Raw genomic sequence first — 20,336 nt, 5'->3', positions numbered from 1 at the left:
ACCCACCGACAACCCCACCCGCTCAGCAACCACCGACCCCACCGAACGACCCGACCACCCCAACCCCACCTCCACACCACGCGACCAACCCTCGACCGTCGGGCGCACGGTAGTCGGCATCGGGTCGAGCGCGGCCACCGGCAGGGACGGGTCGTCGATCACCGCGTCGAGCAGGTCGGTCAGCATGGCGGCGACCGTCTCGGCGACACCCTCGCCGACGACGGACAGATCCGTCTTGACCGTGAGGCAGAGGTCGTCGCCCTCCGGTGCGGCGATGAGCGCGAGCGGATAGTGCGTGGCGTCGGACGTGCTCACGTCGCGGATCTCGAGGCCCGAGGTCCGCGACCCTGCCACGACCGTGTCCGCGTCGACCGGATACGACTCGAAGACCACGAGGGTGTCGAACAGGCGCGGATGCCCGGTCGCCGCGGTGATGTCGCCGAGTCCGATGAACTGGTGGTCGAGCATGCGGGCGCGGGCGTGGTGCAGTTCACCGATGAGAGCGGCCAGCGATCGACCCGGTGCGACGTCGGCAACGACCGGCACGGTGTTGATGAACAGGCCGATCATGCCGTCGGCACCGTCGAGGTCGGCCGGCCGCCCCGACACCGTCTCACCGAAGACGACTCGTTGCTCGCCGGTGAAGCGGGACAATACGATCGACCATGCCGCATTCAGCACTGTGCTCGTCGTCGTGCCCAGCGTCCGCACCGTCCGTTCGAGGGCGGCCCGGGTGGTCGCGGACACCCGCGCCGTCACCTCGTGCCGCCGGGGCTCGCGGTCGGCACCGGGGTGCACCTGTGGACGGACCAGCGTCGGAACGATGTCGGCGAGATGCTCGCGCCAGGCGGTGATCGCGGTCTCGGCGTCGCGTCGGTCGAGCCAGTCGAGGTAGGACTCGAAGTCACGTGCCGGCGTGATCGCCGGGCGGCCGAGGTGGGCCGCGAGGAGGTCGGCGACGAGAATCGGCCCCGACCATCCGTCCAGGATGATGTGGTGTGCGGTGATGACCAGTGTGTGCGCCGGGCCCGTCACCGTGTCGTGGGACACCGCGGAGAACCGGATGAGCGGCGGGTCGTCCAGGACAAACGGGCGTCGTAGGTCCTCGTCGGCGATCTGCACGATCCGCGAGGCCGCGTCGGCCATGCTCAGACCGGTGAGGTCCACGCCGCGGAAGTCGGGTTCGGTCACCGCGGGATGATCGGCCGGGGGTACCACCACGACCAGCCGACCCGACGGTGTGCGGGTGAACCCCGAGCGCAGTACCCGTTGCCTGGTCAGTAGTTCGCGGACTGCCGGCAGGATCATGTCGGCGGGGTGAGCTCCGTCGAACTCGATGACCGACTGGGTCACATAGGGATCGACGCCGACCAGCCGCTGGGCCTCGTAGAAGAGCCCCTGTTGGAGCGGCGTCGGCGGCCAGATCGCGTAGCGGCCGCGCGTCCGTGCTGCGCGTGTCCGGGTGGCGAGCACGTGGTCGATGTCCGTCTGGTCGAGCCCGCCGATCACGTCGGTCTCGCTCGGACCCGGGTCGCCCACGGCATCCACATACGCGGCGAGCGAGGACAGTGCAGATTCCCAGCGATCGGCGATCCCGCCCAGCGCGGACTCGTCGAACAATTCCTCGGGTGCGGTGAGGTCCACTCGCAACTCCCGACCCCCCGCGGTCGCCACCGAGGCGGCCGTCACAGTCAGCGCCGCCAATGCGATCATGTCTCCCCGAACCGACGGCGGAAGCGGCGGCGCGTCCCCGATCGGCACGAAATCCGTTGCCGTCGAATCGGTGTCGTCGATGTCTCCGCCCCCGAGCAGACCCAGGTAATTGACCGTGATCGGCGGGAGGGGCCGGTGTCGCAGCGGCGAGCCGGGACGCAACCATCGCAGGGGCCCGAACGCGATGCCGTTGTCCGGCATTCGGGACTGAGTGTCTTTGAGCGCCTTGACCATCGTCGCCAGACGATGACCGGGGGTGACGTCCGCGACGGTCTCACCCCGAGCTGCTGTGCTGGTCGCCTCCACCGGCCCGGGGACGTCGACGCTCACGGGTACGAACGAGGTGAACCATCCGACCGTCTCGGCCAGGTCGGCGCCGGGTGCGATGCCCTCTTCGCGGCCGTGGTTCTCGATCACCATCGACACCGGACCGGACGCCGTGACCGGATCCCGCAGCGCGAATGCCACGGCCGCGGCCACCACGGTGTCCGGGCGCGCACGGAACGTCTCGGTGACCGTGCCCAAGACACGCTCGGCCAGACCGGCTTCGACGGTGCGGGACACCGAGATCGTGGTCGCGAGACGGTCCCGGGCCCGGTCGATCTCCCACGCCGTCGGGGTCGGCGGCAGCTGGCGCGACCACCACTCGATCTCCTCCGCGCGGTCGGCGAGTCCGGCCAGCACACCCGACCAGCGCCGGAACGAGGTGCCCGAGGCCGAAAGTCCCGGTGTCTCCCCGTTGCGGTACTGCCACCACGCGCGCCCCAGACCGGCCACGATGGTCGGCCACGACACGGCGTCGACGCCGACATGATGGGCGGCGACGACGAGTCGCCCGGTGCCGTCGGCGAAGCGGACGCCGATCGCCGCGACCAGTCGTCCCTCCGCCGGCGACAAGGTCGCGAGGGCGCGCGCGTGGGCGGCCCGGATGGCGCCGTCGAAGGAGCGCGCCGGCGTCGATGGCCGGCTCGATGTCGAGATGTCCGATCGGTCGAGGATCTCGACCGTGATGTCACCCGGGTCGCCGTCACCCGCCAGGACAGTCGGTTCTCCGGCGGAGTCGGACCGTAACGATGCGGTCAGCATCGGATGGGCCGCGACGACCGCGGTCACCACCGCACGGACCGCGGCCTCGTCTGCCTCGACCGGCAGCGCGAGCACCGTGCTCTGCGAGAAGTCCGCGAGGTCGTCCGGGTCGTCGGCGAGGTCGAGCATCCACGCCAGGCCCGGGGTCATCCCAACCGGACCGACTGCTCCGCCCGGCATTTCGTCGAGTCCCTGGATCGCCTCCGTCTGTGCACGACGGGCCAGCTCACGGATGGTCGACGCCGCGAACACATCGCGCGGGGTCAGATGGAGCCCCGCGGCGCGCAGCATCGACGTGAGGCGGATGGAGGCGATGGAGTCCCCGCCGAGTTCGAAGAACGACCGGGTCACCGGGACGTCCTCGACCCCGAGGAGTGATGCTACGACTGCGGCAACGGTCCGTTCCGCGTGGTCGGCGGGTGCGGCGTCGGCGTGGACGGCTTCCGACAACGGGTCGAAGCGCGGCGCCGGGAGCGATTTCCGGTCCAGTTTGCCGGTGCTGCCGAGCGGCGCTTCGGTCAGCGGCACCCACAGTGTCGGCCGCATGTACGCCGGCAACGACGCGGCCACCGCCTCCCGCGCGCGTGCGATGAAACCGTCCCCGTCCGGTCCACCGCTGCCGGGTCCGATGAGATATCCCACCAGGTGGTCCGAACCGCCCGGGGCGTTCGCGACGGTGACCACGGCCTGGCGTACGCCGCCGATGCCGGACAGGACCGCCTCGATCTCACCGAGTTCGATCCGCTGTCCGCGGAGTTTGACCTGGAAGTCGCTGCGTCCCAGGTACTCCAGGTCGCCCGCACGGTTACGCCGGACGAGGTCGCCGGTGCGGTACAGGCGTCGGCCGCCGCCTGCGGGATCGGCGACGAACCGTTCGGCGGTGAGGTCCGGCCGCGCCGCATATCCGCGGGCGAGCTGGACGCCTCCCAGATACAACTCGCCGGTGACCCCCGCCGGCACGGGACGCAAGCGTGCGTCGAAGACGAACGTCTGGGTGTTCCACACCGGCCGCCCGATGGGCACCACGTCCGCGCCGGGGTCCGGAGTCGCGACGGCGACCTCGACGGCGGCTTCGGTGGGACCGAACAGGTTGGAGACGCGTACGTGTGGGAGTGCGGCGCGCGTCGCCCGCAGCGTCGCCGGTGGCAGGGCCTCACCGGAGCAGTAGAGGTGTCGCAGGCTCGGCAGCGGCGAACTCGCATCGTCGCGAATGTCACCGGCGCCGGGAGCGGAGCGAGCGGGCCGAATGTCACCGGCGTCGGGAGCGGAGCGAACGGGCCGGATTTCGTCGATGAAGACGGCGAGCAGTGACGGTACGAAGTGCACCGTGGTGATCTGCTCGGCGTCGATCAGCCGAGCCATCGAATGCGGATCGAGATGGGCGTCGTCGGGCGCGATGACCAACCGGGCGCCGGTCAGCGCCGGGGTCAGCAGTTCGGGCACCGACACGTCGAAGGTGAAGGGCGTCTTCAGGAGGATCGAGTCGTGCGGTCCGATCCCGAATTCGTCGACTCCCCATCGCAATCGGTTGAGTACGGCGCGATGGGACACCGTGACGCCCTTGGGTCGGCCGGTGGACCCCGACGTGAAGATGGTGTACGCCGCGTGGTCGGGGCGCAGTATCGACAGACGTTCGTCGGCGGCGACCGGGACAGTGTCGAGGTCGACAGGGTTCGCGGCGTCCACAACGATCGCGCGGGCGACAACCTGCGCCGCGGGCGCCCGGTCGTCGCAGATCAGCGCGATCGTCGCGTGCGCGGTGTCGACCATGTGGCGAACGCGGTCGGAGGGAGCGTCGGGTGCCACCGGCATGTACTGACCGCCGGCGGCGAGTACCGCGTGGACCGCGATGACCAGTTCGATCGACCGCGGCATGCACACCGCGACGCAGTCCTCCGGGCCGATCCCGAGCGCGATGAGTTCCCGCGCGAGGGTGGCCACCCGCGCCGCGAACTCGCGCTGGGTGAGAGTGCGGTCCCCGAAACGCACCGCGGCTGCCTCCGGCAACCGCAGATGGTCGGCGGCCGTGATCGCCGCCGGGATCGTGAGGGCGGGCAGGACGACCGCGGGACCGACCGAGAGCTGCTGTTGCGCATCAGCTTCAGCTGCGGTGAGGATCGGGACGTCGGCGACCGGCAGGTCGGCGTCGTCGGCGAGCGAGCTGAGCGTCGCGGACAACGCCGCGGAGATCATCTCCGCGGTCGCCGGGTCGAACAGCGCAGTGGCATAGGCGATCGAGCCGGTCAGCCCACCGTCGGCGGTTTCGCGGAAACCGATGGTGAGGTCGAATTTCGCGGCGGTGTCCTCGATCTCGACGAACTCGGTGTCGAGACCGGCCAGTGTGCCGAGCGCCGGTCCGCCGCTCGTGGAGTGGACGAGCAGCACCTGGGCGAGCGGCTCCACGTTCTCGATGCGCTGCGGGTTCACCGCGTCGATCACGCGCTCGAACGGCACGTCGGCGTTGTCGAACGCTGCGAGGTCGGCGTTCTTGACCTGCTCGAGCAACGCGCCGACGGTGAGGTGCGGTTCGACGTCGACTGACAGGATGACAGTGTTGACGAACATGCCGATCAGCTGGTCGATCTCGCGTCGGCCTCGTCCCGCGACGGGTGTGGCCACGGCGATCCGGTTCGTCGACGTCAGGCGCGCGAGGACCGCGGCGGTGGCCGTGTGCGCGACCATGAACAGGGTGGCACGGCGGGCGGCGGCGCGTCGGCGCAGTCGCGACACCACGGCCGCGGGCAATGACCACCGCACGGTGGCCGCGCGTCCATCGGTGTCGGCGGGGCGCGGGCGGTCGATCGGCAGCGGGAGGATGTCGGGCAGGCCGGTCAACCGCTCGACCCAGAACCGCAACTGGCGCGCGATCAGGGAGTCGGCGTCCGCGGGGTCACCGAGCCGATGCCGTTGCCACACCGCGTAATCCGCGTACTGGAAGCGCAGGGCCGGCCAGTCCGGCGCGCGGCCCGACCGCCTGGCCGCGTACGCCCGCGCGATCTCGGCCGCCAGCACCGGTGCCGACTCACCGTCGGCGGCGATGTGGTGCAGCGCGATGACGAGTACGTGGTGATCCGCCGACGCGGTGATGACGCGCACCCGTACCGGTAGGTCCGTCGTCACGTCGAACGTGGTCGTGACGAGTTCCTGGATCTCCTGGTCGACGACCTCGTCGGAGGATGCGGCGGCCCGCGGCGGGACCACGGTGTGCCCGATCGTGATGCGCCCGGCCCAGTCGTCGGGCGCATGCGCCACGGGTTCGACGGCGCGAGCGCCCGTTTCGGCCGACGCGGACCCGGCCGCGATGGATTCCGCGCCGGTGTCGCCGTCGGGCGTCGTCGTCGGGTAGATCGTGCGCAGCACCTCGTGGCGGTCGACGACGTCGAGGATGGCCGCCCGCATCGCGGACACGTCGAGGTCCCCGCGCAGACGGACCACGATGGGGATCACGTAGGCGGCGGAGTGCGGATCGAACTGGTTCAGGAACCACATCCGACGCTGGGCGTACGAGAGGGGTACCGGGTCCGGCCGGCTGATCGCCTCGAGCGCGGGCAGATCGGCACCGCGAGCGTGTTCCCCCGCATCGACGGCGGCGGCCAGCGCCCGGACCGTCGGCGTCTCGAACAGCGCACGGACTCCGATCTCCACACCGAGCGAGCCACCCAGGCGGGCCACCACCCGGGTCGCCGACAGCGAGGTGCCGCCGAGATCGAAGAACGACGCCTCGGCCGACACCTCCTCCGCGGCATCGAGTCCGAGGACCTCGGCGTAGACCGCGGCGACCGCCTGCTCGGTTGCCGTCGACGGACGGACGTGGACATGTCCACCGAAACGCGGTGTGGGCAACGCCCTGCTGTCGAGCTTTCCGGTGGCCGTCAGCGGGATGTCCTCGATCGGCACGATCACGGTGGGCACCATGTGGGCGGGGAGCCGTCGAGCCGCGTGGGTCGCGACGTCTGCGGCGTCGGGCGCAGCGCCGGCGACACCATGGACCCAGGACACGAGGACCGTCTCACCCGAGGACGGGTGCTCGATTCCGGCGGTCGTCGAGAAGTCCACCCCGGGGTGCTCGCCGAGAACCGCGTCGATCTCCCCGAGCTCGATCCGGAAACCCCGGATCTTGACCTGAAAATCGCTGCGGCCCAGGAAGTCCAGCGTCCAGCGGCCGCTCCGTCGGCGCCATCGTACGAGATCACCGGTCCGGTACATCCGCCCGCCCGGCGCGCCGAACGGTGCCGCGACGAAGCGCTCGGCGGTCAGCGCGGTCTGGCCGACGTAGCCGGCGGCGAGGGCGGAACCCGCCAGATACAGTTCACCGGCCACGCCGGCGGGAACGGGATGTAGGCGGGGATCGAGAACTGCGGCGGTGACACCGGCGATCGGACCGCCGATGGTGACCGCGGAGTCGGGCCGCATCGGTGCCGACGATGTCGCCCAGATGGTGGTCTCGGTGGGACCGTAGAGATTGTGCATTGAGCGACCGGCGGACCAGGCCCGGACCAGTTCCGGCGAACAGACGTCACCGGCGACGGAGATGACCTCGAGATCGGGGAACCCGGTGCCGGTTGCCGCGCCCGATTCGGTGACCGCCTCGGACACCGTGGCGAGGGCGGTCGGGGTGATCGTCGCGTGGGTGATGCGCTCCCGCCGCAGGATCGCCGCGAGTTCGGTGCCGCCCGTGACCCCGCCGGGCACCACGACCATGGTCGACGCGGCCGCCACCGCGACCAGCGTCTCGAACACCGCGGCGTCGAAACCCGGTGCCGCGAAGCGGAGTACGCGCGCCGCCGGCGTGAGTCCGAATCTCGCACGGGCGTCGGCGACCAGATCGGCCAGCCCGCGGTGGGTGACCGCGACGCCTTTCGGCCGGCCGGTCGAGCCGGACGTGAAGATGACATAGGCCGTCTCGTCGGGGCGCGGACGTCGGGTGGACGCGACTCCGGTCTCGTCCGGACCGCCGAGCTGTTCGGCGACAACCCAGTCAACCGCCGCAGCCGCCGGTCGCAGCAAGGCGACGACCTCGGACGATGTGACCCCGAGACGCGCGTCGACGGTGGCCAGCATGTAGCGCAGCCGCTCCCCGGGCAGGCCGGGGTCGACGGGCGCCACCGCCGCGCCCGTGCGCGCGATCGCCCAGAACCCGACCGTGCCTTCGAGAGATCTCGGTGTGGCGAGGGCGATCACGGTGTCTGGCCCGGCACCGCGCGCACGAAGCACGTCGGCCAGCCGGCGGGTACGGAGGTCGAGCTCGGTGTACGTCAGGTGCTGCCCGTTCTCGGTGACCGCGATGCCGTCGGGGTTCACGGAGATCGCGGCGTCCAGCAGGTCGGCGAGCGTCGACCTCGCCGACGCGAGACCCGGTGCCGCGATCACCGCATCCGCGTGCTCGTCTCCGGTGCGCAGGTCGCCGACCGGCGCGTGCGGCTCGCTCACCACCGCTCGCGCGATGGCGGTCATCCGACGGACGAACGCGTCCACCGTGCTGGCGTCGAAGAGGGCGGTGGCGTAGGTGACGATCACGCGCGTGTCGTCGGCCGGGTTGCGGCCCGGCTCGTCGAGGACGGTGATCTGCAGGTCGACCTTGGCGGTGGTGACCGGGGCCTCGATCTCGGAGACGACGAGCCCCGGCAGTTCGACGGTCGGCCGTGCGGCGTTCTGGAATGCCAGGGCGACCTGGACCAGCGGCGGATGCGCGGTGTCGCGTACCGCGACGACCTCGTCGACCACGGTCTCGAACGGTAGATCGGCGTGATCGAGTGCGGTCACGTCGATCTCGCGGATGTCGGCCAGCAGGTCGGTGAACGAGGCCGCTCGCCGCACCCGGCTGCGCAGCGCCAGCGTGTTGACGAACATCCCGATCAGTGGGTCCAGATCGCGCTCGCCCCGACCGGCGACCGGGGTCCCGATGACGACGTCCTCGTCGGCGCCGGACCGGACGAGAGTGACCGCGAGCAGGGCGTGGACGGCCATGAACACCGTCGCGCCGTGCCGACCGGCGAGGTCTCCCAGAGCGTTCCAGGTGGCGGCGTCGAACGCCGCCGACAGCTCGGCACCCGTGTCGTCCCGGACCGGGGTGCGCGGCCGGTCCACCGGCAACTCGATGAGTGCCGGCACCCCGGCGAGACGGGTTCGCCAGTGGTCGAGCTGACGTGCTGCCAGAGACGTGGGGTCGGCAGCGTCCCCGAGCCGATGGTGCTGCCACACCGAGTAGTCGACGTACTGGACCGGCAGGGGCGCCCAGCTGGGTTCGCGGCCGGCCGCGCGCGCCTCGTATGCGGTGACGAAGTCGGTGACCATCGGCGCGACCGAGCCACCGTCGCTGATGATGTGGTGCACCACCAGGACCAGGATCACGGCGTCGTCGGCGACGCGGATCAGGCGGGCCCGAACAGGCGCACCGGCTTCGAGGTCGAATCCACGACTGGTGATCTCGGCGATGGTGGCCGTGACGTCGCCGTCGTCGGCGCCGCGCATGTCGATCGGGGGTGTCACCCGGACGTCGTGTCGAGGGTCTCCCGCGGGCGCGATGACCTGCTCGGGTGCGCCGTCCACCGACACGAATCGCGTGCGCAGCACCTCATGTCGCGCAAGCAGATCCGCGAGAGCGGCGGCGATGACCGCAGGGTCCGGGGATCGGTCATCCGCCGCCTCCGAACCCGATGCGGCATCGAGGCGGAGCACGGCCGGGATGAGATAACCGGCCCCGCCCGGATCCAGCGTCTCCAGAAACCAGATTCGACGCTGTGCGGGCGACAACGGGAGCACCCCGTCGCGGTCCACTCGGCGCAGGGGCACCCGGCGATCAGCTCCCCCGCGTCCGTCGTGATTTCCGGGGTCGCGTCCGTCGATGACCGCTGCCAGGCCCCGGACCGTCGGATCGGCGAACACATCTCGCGCGGAGACCGTCGTGCCGAAATGCTCGGCTGCCCGGGCGGCCACCCGGGTGGCGGTGAGCGAGTTGCCACCGAGATCGAACAACGACGTGGTGACCCCGACGTCGCTCACGCCCAAGATCTCGGCGACCAATGCGGCCAGCGCCGCCTCGGTTGGGCCGGCGGGCGGCTCGGCGACCTCCGGGCCATCGCCGGACCCCGGATCGGGCAGCGCGCCGCGATCGAGCTTGCCGTTCACGGTCAGCGGTAGTCGCGGTAGCCGGACGAACCGGGTGGGCACCATGTACTCGGGCACCGCGGTCGCCAGGCGCGTGCGGATCTCGCTGTCCGACAGCCCTACTGCGTCATCCGCCGCCGAAGCGGCGTCGCCCGCGGCGACCAGGTAGCCGACGAGATGCTCGGTGTCGCCGAGCGTACGGATGTCCGCACCCGCCGCGTCGACGCCGTCGAGCGCCGACATCGCCGACTCGACCTCTCCCAGCTCGATCCGGAAGCCGCGGAGTTTCACCTGGCCATCGCGTCGTCCCACGAATTCGATGGACCCGTTGCGGGACATCCCGACGTCGCCGGTCCGGTACATCCGACCGCCCGCCGGTCCGAACGGGTCGGCGACGTACCGCGTGGACGTCTGACCGTGCCGGTTCAGGAAACCGCGGGTGACCTGGGCGCCCGCGACATACAGTTCACCGGGCACGCCGTCGGGCACGGGGGCGAGTCGACCGTCGAGGACATACACCCGCGAACCGAGCAGCGGGGTCCCGATGTCGGAGGCGGTTGCCCGGTCGACGAATGCGCGCGTCAGTTCCCGACGGGTCATGTAGACGGTCGTCTCGGTGGGACCGTACATGTTGTTCAGTTGCGGACCCGCGACATCGGCGCCGGGACGGGTCGCCGACCCGTCGGCCGCCCGGTCCGTCTGCCATGTCCGGACATGCTCATAGTCGAGGAGTTCACCCGAGAAGTGCAGGCGCCGAACGGACTCGGGCACTCGACGGCCGAGGGGCGGGCGGACGACCGCCGCGAACTGATAGAACGACGACGGGGTGAAGTTGACGATCGTGACCCCGTGCCGGTCGAATGCCTCGACCACGTCGTCCGGGGCGCGGGTCGTCGCATGGTCGAGCACGAGGAGACGACCGCCGACGCGCAGTGCGGCCCAGATCTCGCCGACCGAGACGTCGAACGCGTAGGAGTGGAACATCGACCACACGTCGTCGGGCGAACTCTCCACGACGGCGTCGAGCGCATCGAGCAGCGACACCACGTTGTCGTGGGTGACGACAACTCCTTTGGGGCGCCCGGTGGATCCGGAGGTGTACATCACGTAGGCGCTCGACTGCGCGGTCACCTGCTCCGGCAGCGGTGGGGTCGAGACCGACCGGGCATCGATGTCGTTCTGCGCCAACAGGTCCTGCGGCGTGCACAGCGGCACGGGCATCGCAGCCCAGGCCCCGACCGTCTCGGCGTCGGCCACGACGGCGACCGGCGACGCGTCCTCGACGATCCCGCGCAGGCGCGCAACCGGATGTGTCCGGTCGAGGGGTAGATAGGCCGCACCGGTCTTGAGAACTGCGAGCAACGCCACGATGAGGTCCACCGAGCGCGGAAGCGCGACCCCCACGAGTGTTTCGGGACCCGCACCACGATCGACGAGGGCGTGCGCCATCCGTTCGGAGCGCTCGTCGAGTTCCCGGTAGGTGAGCGACACTCCGTCGAGGTCGGCGAGAGCGACGGCGTCGGCACGTCGTCGTGCGGCGATCCGGAAGAGCCCCGGCAGCGACTCGCGGTCACCGAGGCCCAGGATCTCGGTGATCCGCCGGTCGAGTTCATCGACGATTCCGGCCGCGGCGGTAGCGAGTTGCGATCCGCTCAGCCCCGCCCGCGGCATCAGCGCCGTCACCGTTGCGCGGAGGGCGGCGTCGGGCGCGACGCCCCGCTCCGCCAGGGTGATCGCCGAGACCGAGACCCGGCGGTGCAGAGCACGGAAGGTCACCGGGCCGGCCGCCCCGGACATCGCCTCGTCGTCGCCCGCATGGGCGGCGGCGAGCGCCAGCAGCCGAAGCGCGGACGGGCGGCGCAGCGACGGCTGGGCATGCCCCGTCGAAGTGCAGGGAATCGAGGTGTCCGACGTCACGCGGGTTCCACTCGATTTCGCTGGACCGCGCCCGATCCGGCGCCCGTGTGGCCGTGCACGACGGCATCGGCGGCGGTTCGCACGCTGTCGAAGACCTCGTCGATGGACCGGTCGGCGTCGGCGAGGAGCGTCGCCACGGCGATCGTCAACGCCTCCGCCGGGTCTTCGTCGGGAATCGACATCGACATCGCGACCGCGGTTGCCTCGAGATCGGCGAAGGTCACCTGTGGCGCCCCCGCGACGCCGATGACCGTGTCGGGCGCGACGGCCGCGACCTCCGACACCAGCTCGTGCAGCGGCCGGACGGCATCGTTCCCGCGCGCTTGCGGCGCGTTCTGCTCCGCCCAGACGGCGAGATCCCCGATCGCAGTATCCGGCCGTGACACGATGTCGGCCAACAGATTTCGGTACCTCTCGGCGAACAGGGCCACCGTGCCGGGGTCGAAGAGATCGGTGTCGAAGGCGATCTGCCCGCCCAGCGCGCCGTTCCGGTCGACGCCGTCGGGGTCGCCCGGGTAGAGCATGACCTCGAGGTCCACCTTGGCGGGAAAGGACTCGGGCAGACGCGGCCGGACATGCAGCCCGTCGAGTTCGATGTCCGGGAACTCGAGATTCTGGTACGAGAGCATCACCGAGAAGAACGGGTTGCGGCGTCCGCGGCGGACCGACGCACGGTCGGTCCGGGCGAGATGATCGACGATCTCGTCGAAGGACACGTCGGTGTGACCCAGGTCGGCGAAATCATCGGTGTGCACCCGTCGCAAGAGCTCCGCGAACGGCTCGTCGAGGCGAAGCCGCGTACGCAGGGGCACCGTGGTCGCGAGCATCCCCACCATGTCGGTCAGGGCGGGATCATCACGACCGGCGAACGGTGTGCCGATGACGATGTCGTCGCTTCCCGACAACCGCCCGATCAGGACCGCGAGCGCCGCGTGCAGGACGGCGAACTGCGTCGTGTTGCCCACCCGCGCCATCTGACGGAGCATCGTCGCGGTCGACGACGGGATGTCGAGATCGACCACTCCGCCCACATGGCGGGGCTCCACGGGCCGGGGCCGGTCGGTCGGGATCGTCGCCGGCTCCCCCGCCCGATCCAGACGCTGCCCCCAGTACCGCAGTTGACGCTGCCGTTCCGTCTCCCCGTCGGGCCGCGTAGTCTGCAGGCGCTCGGCGTGCCAGATCGCATAGTCGGCGAACTGCACGCGCTGCCCCACCGCACTTCTCGATCCGGCTCGCCCCGAGATGCGGGCGGAGTAGAACTCGGCGAGGTCGCGGGCCAGCGGGCCGAGCGACCCACCGTCGGCGTTGATGTGGTGGACGACGAACACCAGCAAGTGCCGGTCCGGGCTCACCCGCAGGATCGTCGCGCGTACCGCCGGGGGGCCGGTCAGGTCGAAACCAGCTCCGACGACAGCCGCGACCTCGGCGCCCAACCGGTCCTCGGCGGGCATGTCGGGCCGGTCACCGGCGAGATCGACGAGCGGAATCCGCAACGCGTGCACCGCATCCGCAGCGGGGATGATGAGTTGCACCGGTGTGCCGTCGTGCAGCGGGTAACGGGTGCGCAGCGACTCGTGCCGCGCGACGAGGTCACCCACCGCGCCCGTGAGGGCCGGGACGTCGAGCCGGCCGTCGAGTTCCAGGGTCAGGCCGACGTTGTAGGCGGGCGAGGCCGGATCGGTCTGGTTGATCGACCACAGGCCGCGCTGCACCCCCGTGAGGTCGACGAGATGAGTGCGTTCGCGCGGCGTCAGCATGCGTCCCGAGACCGCCCGGTCGGCCGTCGCCACCGCCGCCACGAAGTCCGCGACGGTCGGGTTCTCGAAGAGCAGCGACATCGGCACGCGGCGTCCGACGTGCTGTTCGACGCGATAGGCGACCTTGGTCGCCGACAGCGAGCTCCCGCCGAGTTCGAAGAACCCGTCGTACACGCTGACCTCCCGCAGACCGAGCACGTCGGCGAAGATCTGGGCCACGACGCCCTCGAGCCGGCTGCGGGGGCCGACATATTCACGTGCGGGCGAGATCTCCACCGCGGGCAGGGCGCGGCGGTCGACCTTGCCGGTCCGGGTCATCGGCAACTCGTCGAGCACCACCACGGTGTGCGGCACGAGGTGCGACGGGAGACGGGCGGCGGCGTGGTCGAGGATGTGCTCGGGTGCGGGGACCCGGTCGGCAGGGGCGGTCACATACGACACCAGCACCGTGTCCCCAGCCGGTGTCGACGTCCCGACGGTGACCGCGATGTCCACATCGGGATGGCTTGCGAGCACGCCGTCGACCTCGCCGGGTTCGACCCGCATGCCGCGGATCTTGATCTGGAAGTCGTTGCGCCCGTGGTAGACGATGTCGCCGGACGGTGTGCGCGTGACGAGGTCCCCGGTGCGGTACATCCGCCCCCCGGTCTCGAACGGATCGGCGACGAACCGGCCCGCCGTCAGTCCGGGACGACCGTGGTAGCCGCGCCCGAGTGCCCGTCCCGACAGGTACAGCTCACCCAGGACACCGTCCGGCACCGGACGCAGGCAGGCGTCGAGGACCCGGACGCCGACTCCGGCGATCGGCCCACCGATCGTGACCGGTTCCGCGGGCCGGAGGGGCGCGGAGGCGGTGGCCCAGATCGTGGTCTCGCTGGGACCGTAGAGATTGAGCAGCGGGCGGCCGGCCGCATGCCACCTCGCGACCAACTCCGGAGGGCAGGCCTCGCCCGCCACCATCACGACCGAGAGTTCGGGCACCGCGGCAGGATCGAGAGTGGCGAGCGCGGTGGGCGTCATGATCGTGTGGGTGACCCGGTGACGGGCGATGATGGTCGCCAGCTCGGGACCGGCGAACACCTCGGGTGGGCTGATCGCCAGCTGGGCGCCCGAACACACCGCGAACACGATCTCCCAGACCGCGACATCGAATCCCGGTGCGGCGACGTGGAGTATGCGCGAGTCCGGGCCCGCACCCAAGCGATGCTGCTGCTCGCCGACCAGTTCGGCGAACCCGGCGTTGGTCACCGTGACGGCCTTGGGCCGGCCGGTGGACCCGGAGGTGAATTGGAGATAGGCCGCGTCGTCGAGGGCGATCGGCCGTACCCGCTCGGCGTCGGCCACCCGGTGCGTCGGCCGTCCGGCGATGCCCAGATCCACCTCGAGGTCATCGAGAACCAGCTGCGCGACCGTCGATCGGGTCACCGAGGACCCGGCGCCGTCCGCGGCAACGGGATCCGCGGTGATGACCAGAACCGCACCGCTGTCGGCGAGCATCGCCGAACGACGGGCGGCGGGCAGACGGGAGTCGATCATCACGAAGGCGGCGCCGCTCATGGCCACGCCCAGTACGGCCAGGACCGACCGGGGCGAGCGCGGGATGCTCACCGCGACGACGTCGCCTGGGCCGATGCCGCGTTCGATCAGGACGCGGGCGATCTGATTGGTCGTGCTCGTCACCTCGGACCAGCGGACCGTGCTCTCCCCGAGCAGGGCCGGGGCGCCGGGGTCGGCGCTCGCGAGACCGCGCGTCAGCAGGATTGCGAGGGTCTGCTCGGGACGCGATCCCCGGGTCGGCGCCGCCAGGGTACGCATCTCGTCCGGGCGGAGCAGGTCGATCGCACCGATGCTCCGCGACGACTCGTGCACCATCTGCTCCAGGACGAACTCCAGCCGCCGCGCCATGTCGCGCACCGTAGCGTCGTCGAAAAGATCGGTTGCATAGGCGAATTCGACGTCGTAACGGTCGGTGCGGTCAGTGACCGACACGGTCACGTCGTACTTCGCGGACGGTACCCGGGCATCGAGGACCTCCGCGGACCCGGCCCATCGGGCGAGCTCGGCCAACTGATCGGGTTGAACCGTCAGCGCGACCTGGAACAGCGGCGAGTGCGACGGCGACCGGTGTGGCGCGACAGCGTCCACGACCCGTTCGAACGGGACGTCGGCGCGGCTCATCGCGCGCGCGCAGCGGCGATGCGCGGCGGTGACGAAGTCGGCGACGGTGTCCCCGGGTTGCAGGGTCGTTCGCAGCACGACGGTGTTGACGAACATGCCGACGAGGTCGGCGAGCGCCGGATCGTCGCGGCCGGCGACCGCGGTCCCGATACTCACGTCGTCGGTGGCGGCCAGCCGACTCAAGGTGATCGCCAGGGCGGACTGGAACACCGCGAACGGGGTGACCGCCAACGATCTCGCGAGCTGCCGGATCCCCGCGGTCAGGCCCGTCCCGAGCACGGTGTCCACATGCGCTCCGCTGCTTGACATCACCCGCGGACGCGGCCGATCGGTGGGCAACTGCAGCAGATCCGGCGCGCCACGCAACTCCCCCCGCCAGAACTCCAGGCCCTCGACCAGAACCGACGACGGCGCATCCGGCGTTCCGAGCGTCTCGGCGCGCTCGACGGCGACATCGGCGTACTGCATCGGCAACGGCGCGAGATCCGGCTCCGCACCCGCGCGCCGACTGTCGTACGCGGTCATCAGATCTCGCAGCAGCGGCCGGAGCGAGTGCCCGTCGGCCGCGATGTGATGAAGGACCAGCACGACGATGTCGCCATCCGGATGTCCGGTCACCAGGCGGTACCGGAACGGGATCTCCTCGGCCAGGTCGAAGCCGACGTCGGTGATGGCGGAGATCGCCACGTTCACATCGTCTCCGGCGTCGGTCACATGTGTTCCGCTCGCTGCGATCCCGGCGACGAGTTCAACGTGTGTCCCGCCGGCCAGAAGATCGGCAGCCGTGCGCGAGTCCAGGATTCGCTGCTCGGGTTCGCCGTCGACGACCGGGAACACCGTGCGCAGGATCTCGTGCCGGTCCACGACGTCCCGGACCGCCCGGTGCATGGCATCGGCGTCCAGCGCGTGCGCCAGGCGCAGCGCGCCCGACATGTTATAGGTCGACTCGGCCGGCGACATCCGGTTGATGAACCACAACCGGGTCTGCGCCTGCGACAGCGGGATTCGCGCCGGACGGGGTGGTTGCGACCGGGTCGGGGCGGACCGGTCGGACTGCGGGACGGCCACGGCGCGTGACGCGAGGTCGGCGAGGTCGACCGCGTCGAAGACGTCGGTCAGGGCAATCCCCAGCCCGTGGTCGACACGTGCGCGGGCCACCATCCGGGCGGCGAGCAACGAATCCGCACCCAAAGCGAAGAGATTGTCCGAGACGCTGACCCCCTCACGGTCCAGCGCCTCCTCCACCAGCGATACGATCGCCCGCTCGACCGGGGTCTGCGGCGTCCGGAAATTCGTTGCGGCGGAGCCGAGTACGGGAACCGGCAGCGCGCGTGTGTCCAGCTTGCCCGACCGGGTGGTGGGAAACGCATCGAGGAAGACGATCCCCGGCGGAACCATGTGTCCGGGGAGTCGCCGTCGGCAGTGCGCACGCACAGCGTCGGCATCGAGCAGTTGCCGGGTGTCACCGGCATCATGATCGGCGCGGGATTCGGGCACGGACCCATCCCGGCGAGCACGGAGATAGGCGACGAGAACCGGTGCGGGCCCGAGATCGCGGCGGGCGACGACCGCTACCGCGTCGACGCCCGGGATCGCGGCGATCACCGCCTCCACCTCGCCGGGTTCCACGCGCTGACCCCGGATCTTGATCTGCTGATCGGTTCGTCCCAGATACTCCAGTTCACCGTCGGCAGTCCATCGGACCAGATCCCCGGTGCGGTACATCCGGGCACCCACGTCCCCCCGCGGATCGGCCGTGAACCTGCCCGATGTCAGTCTCGGAGCACCGACGTAACACGATGCCAGCTGCGGCCCCACCAGATACAACTCGCCGGCGACCCCGACCGGAACCGGACGGAGTCGGCCGTCGAGGACCCGCACCTCGGTCCCCGGTACCGGGTGTCCGATCGGAACGACGGGACCATCCGTCGTGACCCGCTGGGCGGTCACGTCGATCGCGGCCTCGGTCGGCCCGTACAAGTTCACCAGTCCGGCACGGGTGGTCGACCGTACGCGCCGGGCGAGCCGGGCCGGCAGCGCCTCGCCCGACGTGAACACCCATCGCACGTGATCGGGTAGGGAGAGCCGTTCGTGCGACACCGTGTCGGTTCCGCCGAAGTCGTCGACGGACTGAGTCGTCGAACCGCCGGGGTCCGGTCCGAGCACCACGTCGAGATAGGCATCGAGCATCGACGGCACGAAATGCAGGACGGTGACGCCGGAGCGCGCGATGAGGTCGCGGAGGTACGCGGGATCGCGGTGTCCGCCGGGCGCCGCGATCACCATCCGCGCCCCGACGCGCAACGGCCACAGCAACTCCCAGACCGACACGTCGAAGGTCGCCGGCGTCTTGTACAGCACGGCGTCCCCCGCGGCGATCGGGTGATCGTGCTGCATCCACCCGAGGCGTTGCTCGATCGCCCGATGACCGATCTCGACACCTTTGGGGGTCCCGGTCGATCCCGACGTGAAGATGACGTAGGCGGCCAGATCAGCCGGAACTCGGGTCTCCCGATGCGGCCGTGCCGTCGGACCTCGACGCGGGGAGTCGAGACCGGCGACGAAGTGTGCGTCGACGACCAGGGCGGGCCCGATTGCCGCGGTGATCGCCTGCCGCCTTTCTTCTGGTTCGGCCGGATCGACGGGCACGTACGCCGCACCCAGCCCGATAGCGGCATACACAACGCACACTTGCTCGATCGAACGGTCCAGGGCCACGACGATGCGATCGCCACGCCGCACGCCCAGACTCGTGAACCGGTCCGCGAAAGTGCGCAGGCACGCGCGAACTCGCGGTAGGTGAGGGTGGTGTCGCCGACCGTCACCGCGGGTGCGTCCGGCGTCGACTGGACCTGGCGATCGAAGGCGGCCAGCACGTGGTCACCGACAACGCCGACGGCCGGCCCGCCGGAACCGAGGTGATCCAGAGTTGCGGACTCCCCGGCCATCAGCAGGTCGAGGTCGGCGACAGGCCGGTTCGGGTGCGCGACGAACTGGGTGAGCACGTGGAGGAGGCGATCGCGGTGTGCCTCGAGTTCCGCCGACCCGTACAGCGTGGGGTTCGCGTGCAGGCCCACTTCCAGCGGGGCCTCCGGGCCGGCCGCGAAGACGTTCATCACCAGGTCTTCGACCAGACCGGCGGACAGCATGTGATAGCGCACGCGGGCGCCGTCGATGACGATCGGCTTGTCGAACAGCAACAGGTTGACCAGCGGTCCGAACGACGTGCCGAGGGCATCACCGAAGCCGGCTGCCGCCCTGATGTCCTCGGATCGATACCGCTGATGGCGCAGACCCGCGGTGATCTCCGCGCTGACCGCCGCGACGACGTCGGCGCAGGTGGCCGAGGAGATTCCGTCCACACGCAGCGGCAACATGTTGGAGACCATCCCGGCCGAGTGCCGGACGCGCGCCGTCGTCCGTGCGGTGACCGGCAGACTGAGAACGATGTCGTCGCTGCCGGACATGCGCGCCAGGAACGCGGCGAACGCGGCGGTGAGGATGGCAGCAACCGACGCGTCGAGGTCCCGGGCGCACCGACGCAGCGCCTCACCCAGTTCGGGACCGAGCAGCCCGGCGGAGACCACGGTCTCGTTGCGGACGCCGGCGGTGGCAGGGTGTGCCGCGAGGCTGACCCGCTCGGGGAGCCCGGCGGCGCGTTCCTGCCAGAACTCGCGGTCTTTCTCGAACCGCGTGCTCTGCCGGTACGCGGCGTCGTCGGCGACCACTTCGGCGATGCTGGCGCGTCGGACCGGACGGCGGCCGGTTCGCGGCGGCACTGTGGCAGCGGCCTCCGCCGCAGGATCCGGCTCCCGGTGCTCGTTGTAGCGCGCCACCGCTTCGTGCAGGCACATCAGTGCGCCGTATCCGTCGAACGCGATGTGGTGACCGCGCATGTACCAGTACGTCCGGTCGTCGGCGATCCGGATGAAGGCCGCGACGGCGACCGGATCGGCCAGCAGGTCCACGGACCGCTGATGGTCGGCGCGCATCCAGTCGGCGGCTGCCGCTTCGGGATCCGGGTGCGTCCGCAGATCGACGTCGATCACGTCGAACGGGACGGAGAAGTCGATGTATTGCCGAGGCGTGCCGTCGACCTCGACCACGCGCGTGTAGGCCGTCTGCAGGTCGCGTGCCGCCTCCAGCACTCCCCGACGGAACAACTCCCGATCGAACGGGCGTCCCTCGTCGACGATGTCGAGGTAGTGCGCGACGGTGACCGAGTGGTCGTCGACCAGGTTCTCGGCAAACCACATGGCGCGTTGGGCCGCGGTCAGATCCAGTAGATCCGCCCCTTCAGGCGCGCCGGGTGTCCCCGGGCGCCAGTCTCCCCCAGTCCCATCTCGGTGGGACACAGTGTCATCCATGCCTCGTCCGACGTCGGTTTCGGCGATTGGGTCGCTCGACGAAGACGCCCCCGCGTCCCCCCCCCGCAGCGATCGTCGAACAGCAACGAATCATACGCGGTACATCGCATCCGCTTCGGAAAGTGATACATCCCGCACGACCGGCCGTTCCCGACGATCAGATGAATTCGAAAACTGGTGTGACAGATGGGATCACCCGAGTGCAATGGAG

General features: G+C 70.5%; 1 protein-coding gene and 1 pseudogene. Both read right to left on the bottom strand.

The features are described 5' to 3' along the window. A partial coding sequence (locus ACFUEJ_RS15690; RefSeq protein WP_388030448.1) for an amino acid adenylation domain-containing protein occupies positions 1 to 11,823 on the bottom strand: 11,823 nt, incomplete at its 3' end. Beyond that, positions 11,820 to 20,014: pseudogene (locus tag ACFUEJ_RS15685) on the bottom strand (amino acid adenylation domain-containing protein). The pseudogene ACFUEJ_RS15685 and the gene ACFUEJ_RS15690, both read right to left, overlap by 4 nt. Between the last annotated feature and the right edge of the window lie 322 nt (positions 20,015 to 20,336).

This window comes from Gordonia sp. NPDC057258 (assembly GCF_042668985.1).
In the GTDB taxonomy this organism is placed as follows: domain Bacteria; phylum Actinomycetota; class Actinomycetes; order Mycobacteriales; family Mycobacteriaceae; genus Gordonia; species Gordonia hongkongensis.
This window is presented reverse-complemented; position numbering and strand designations above follow the sequence as displayed.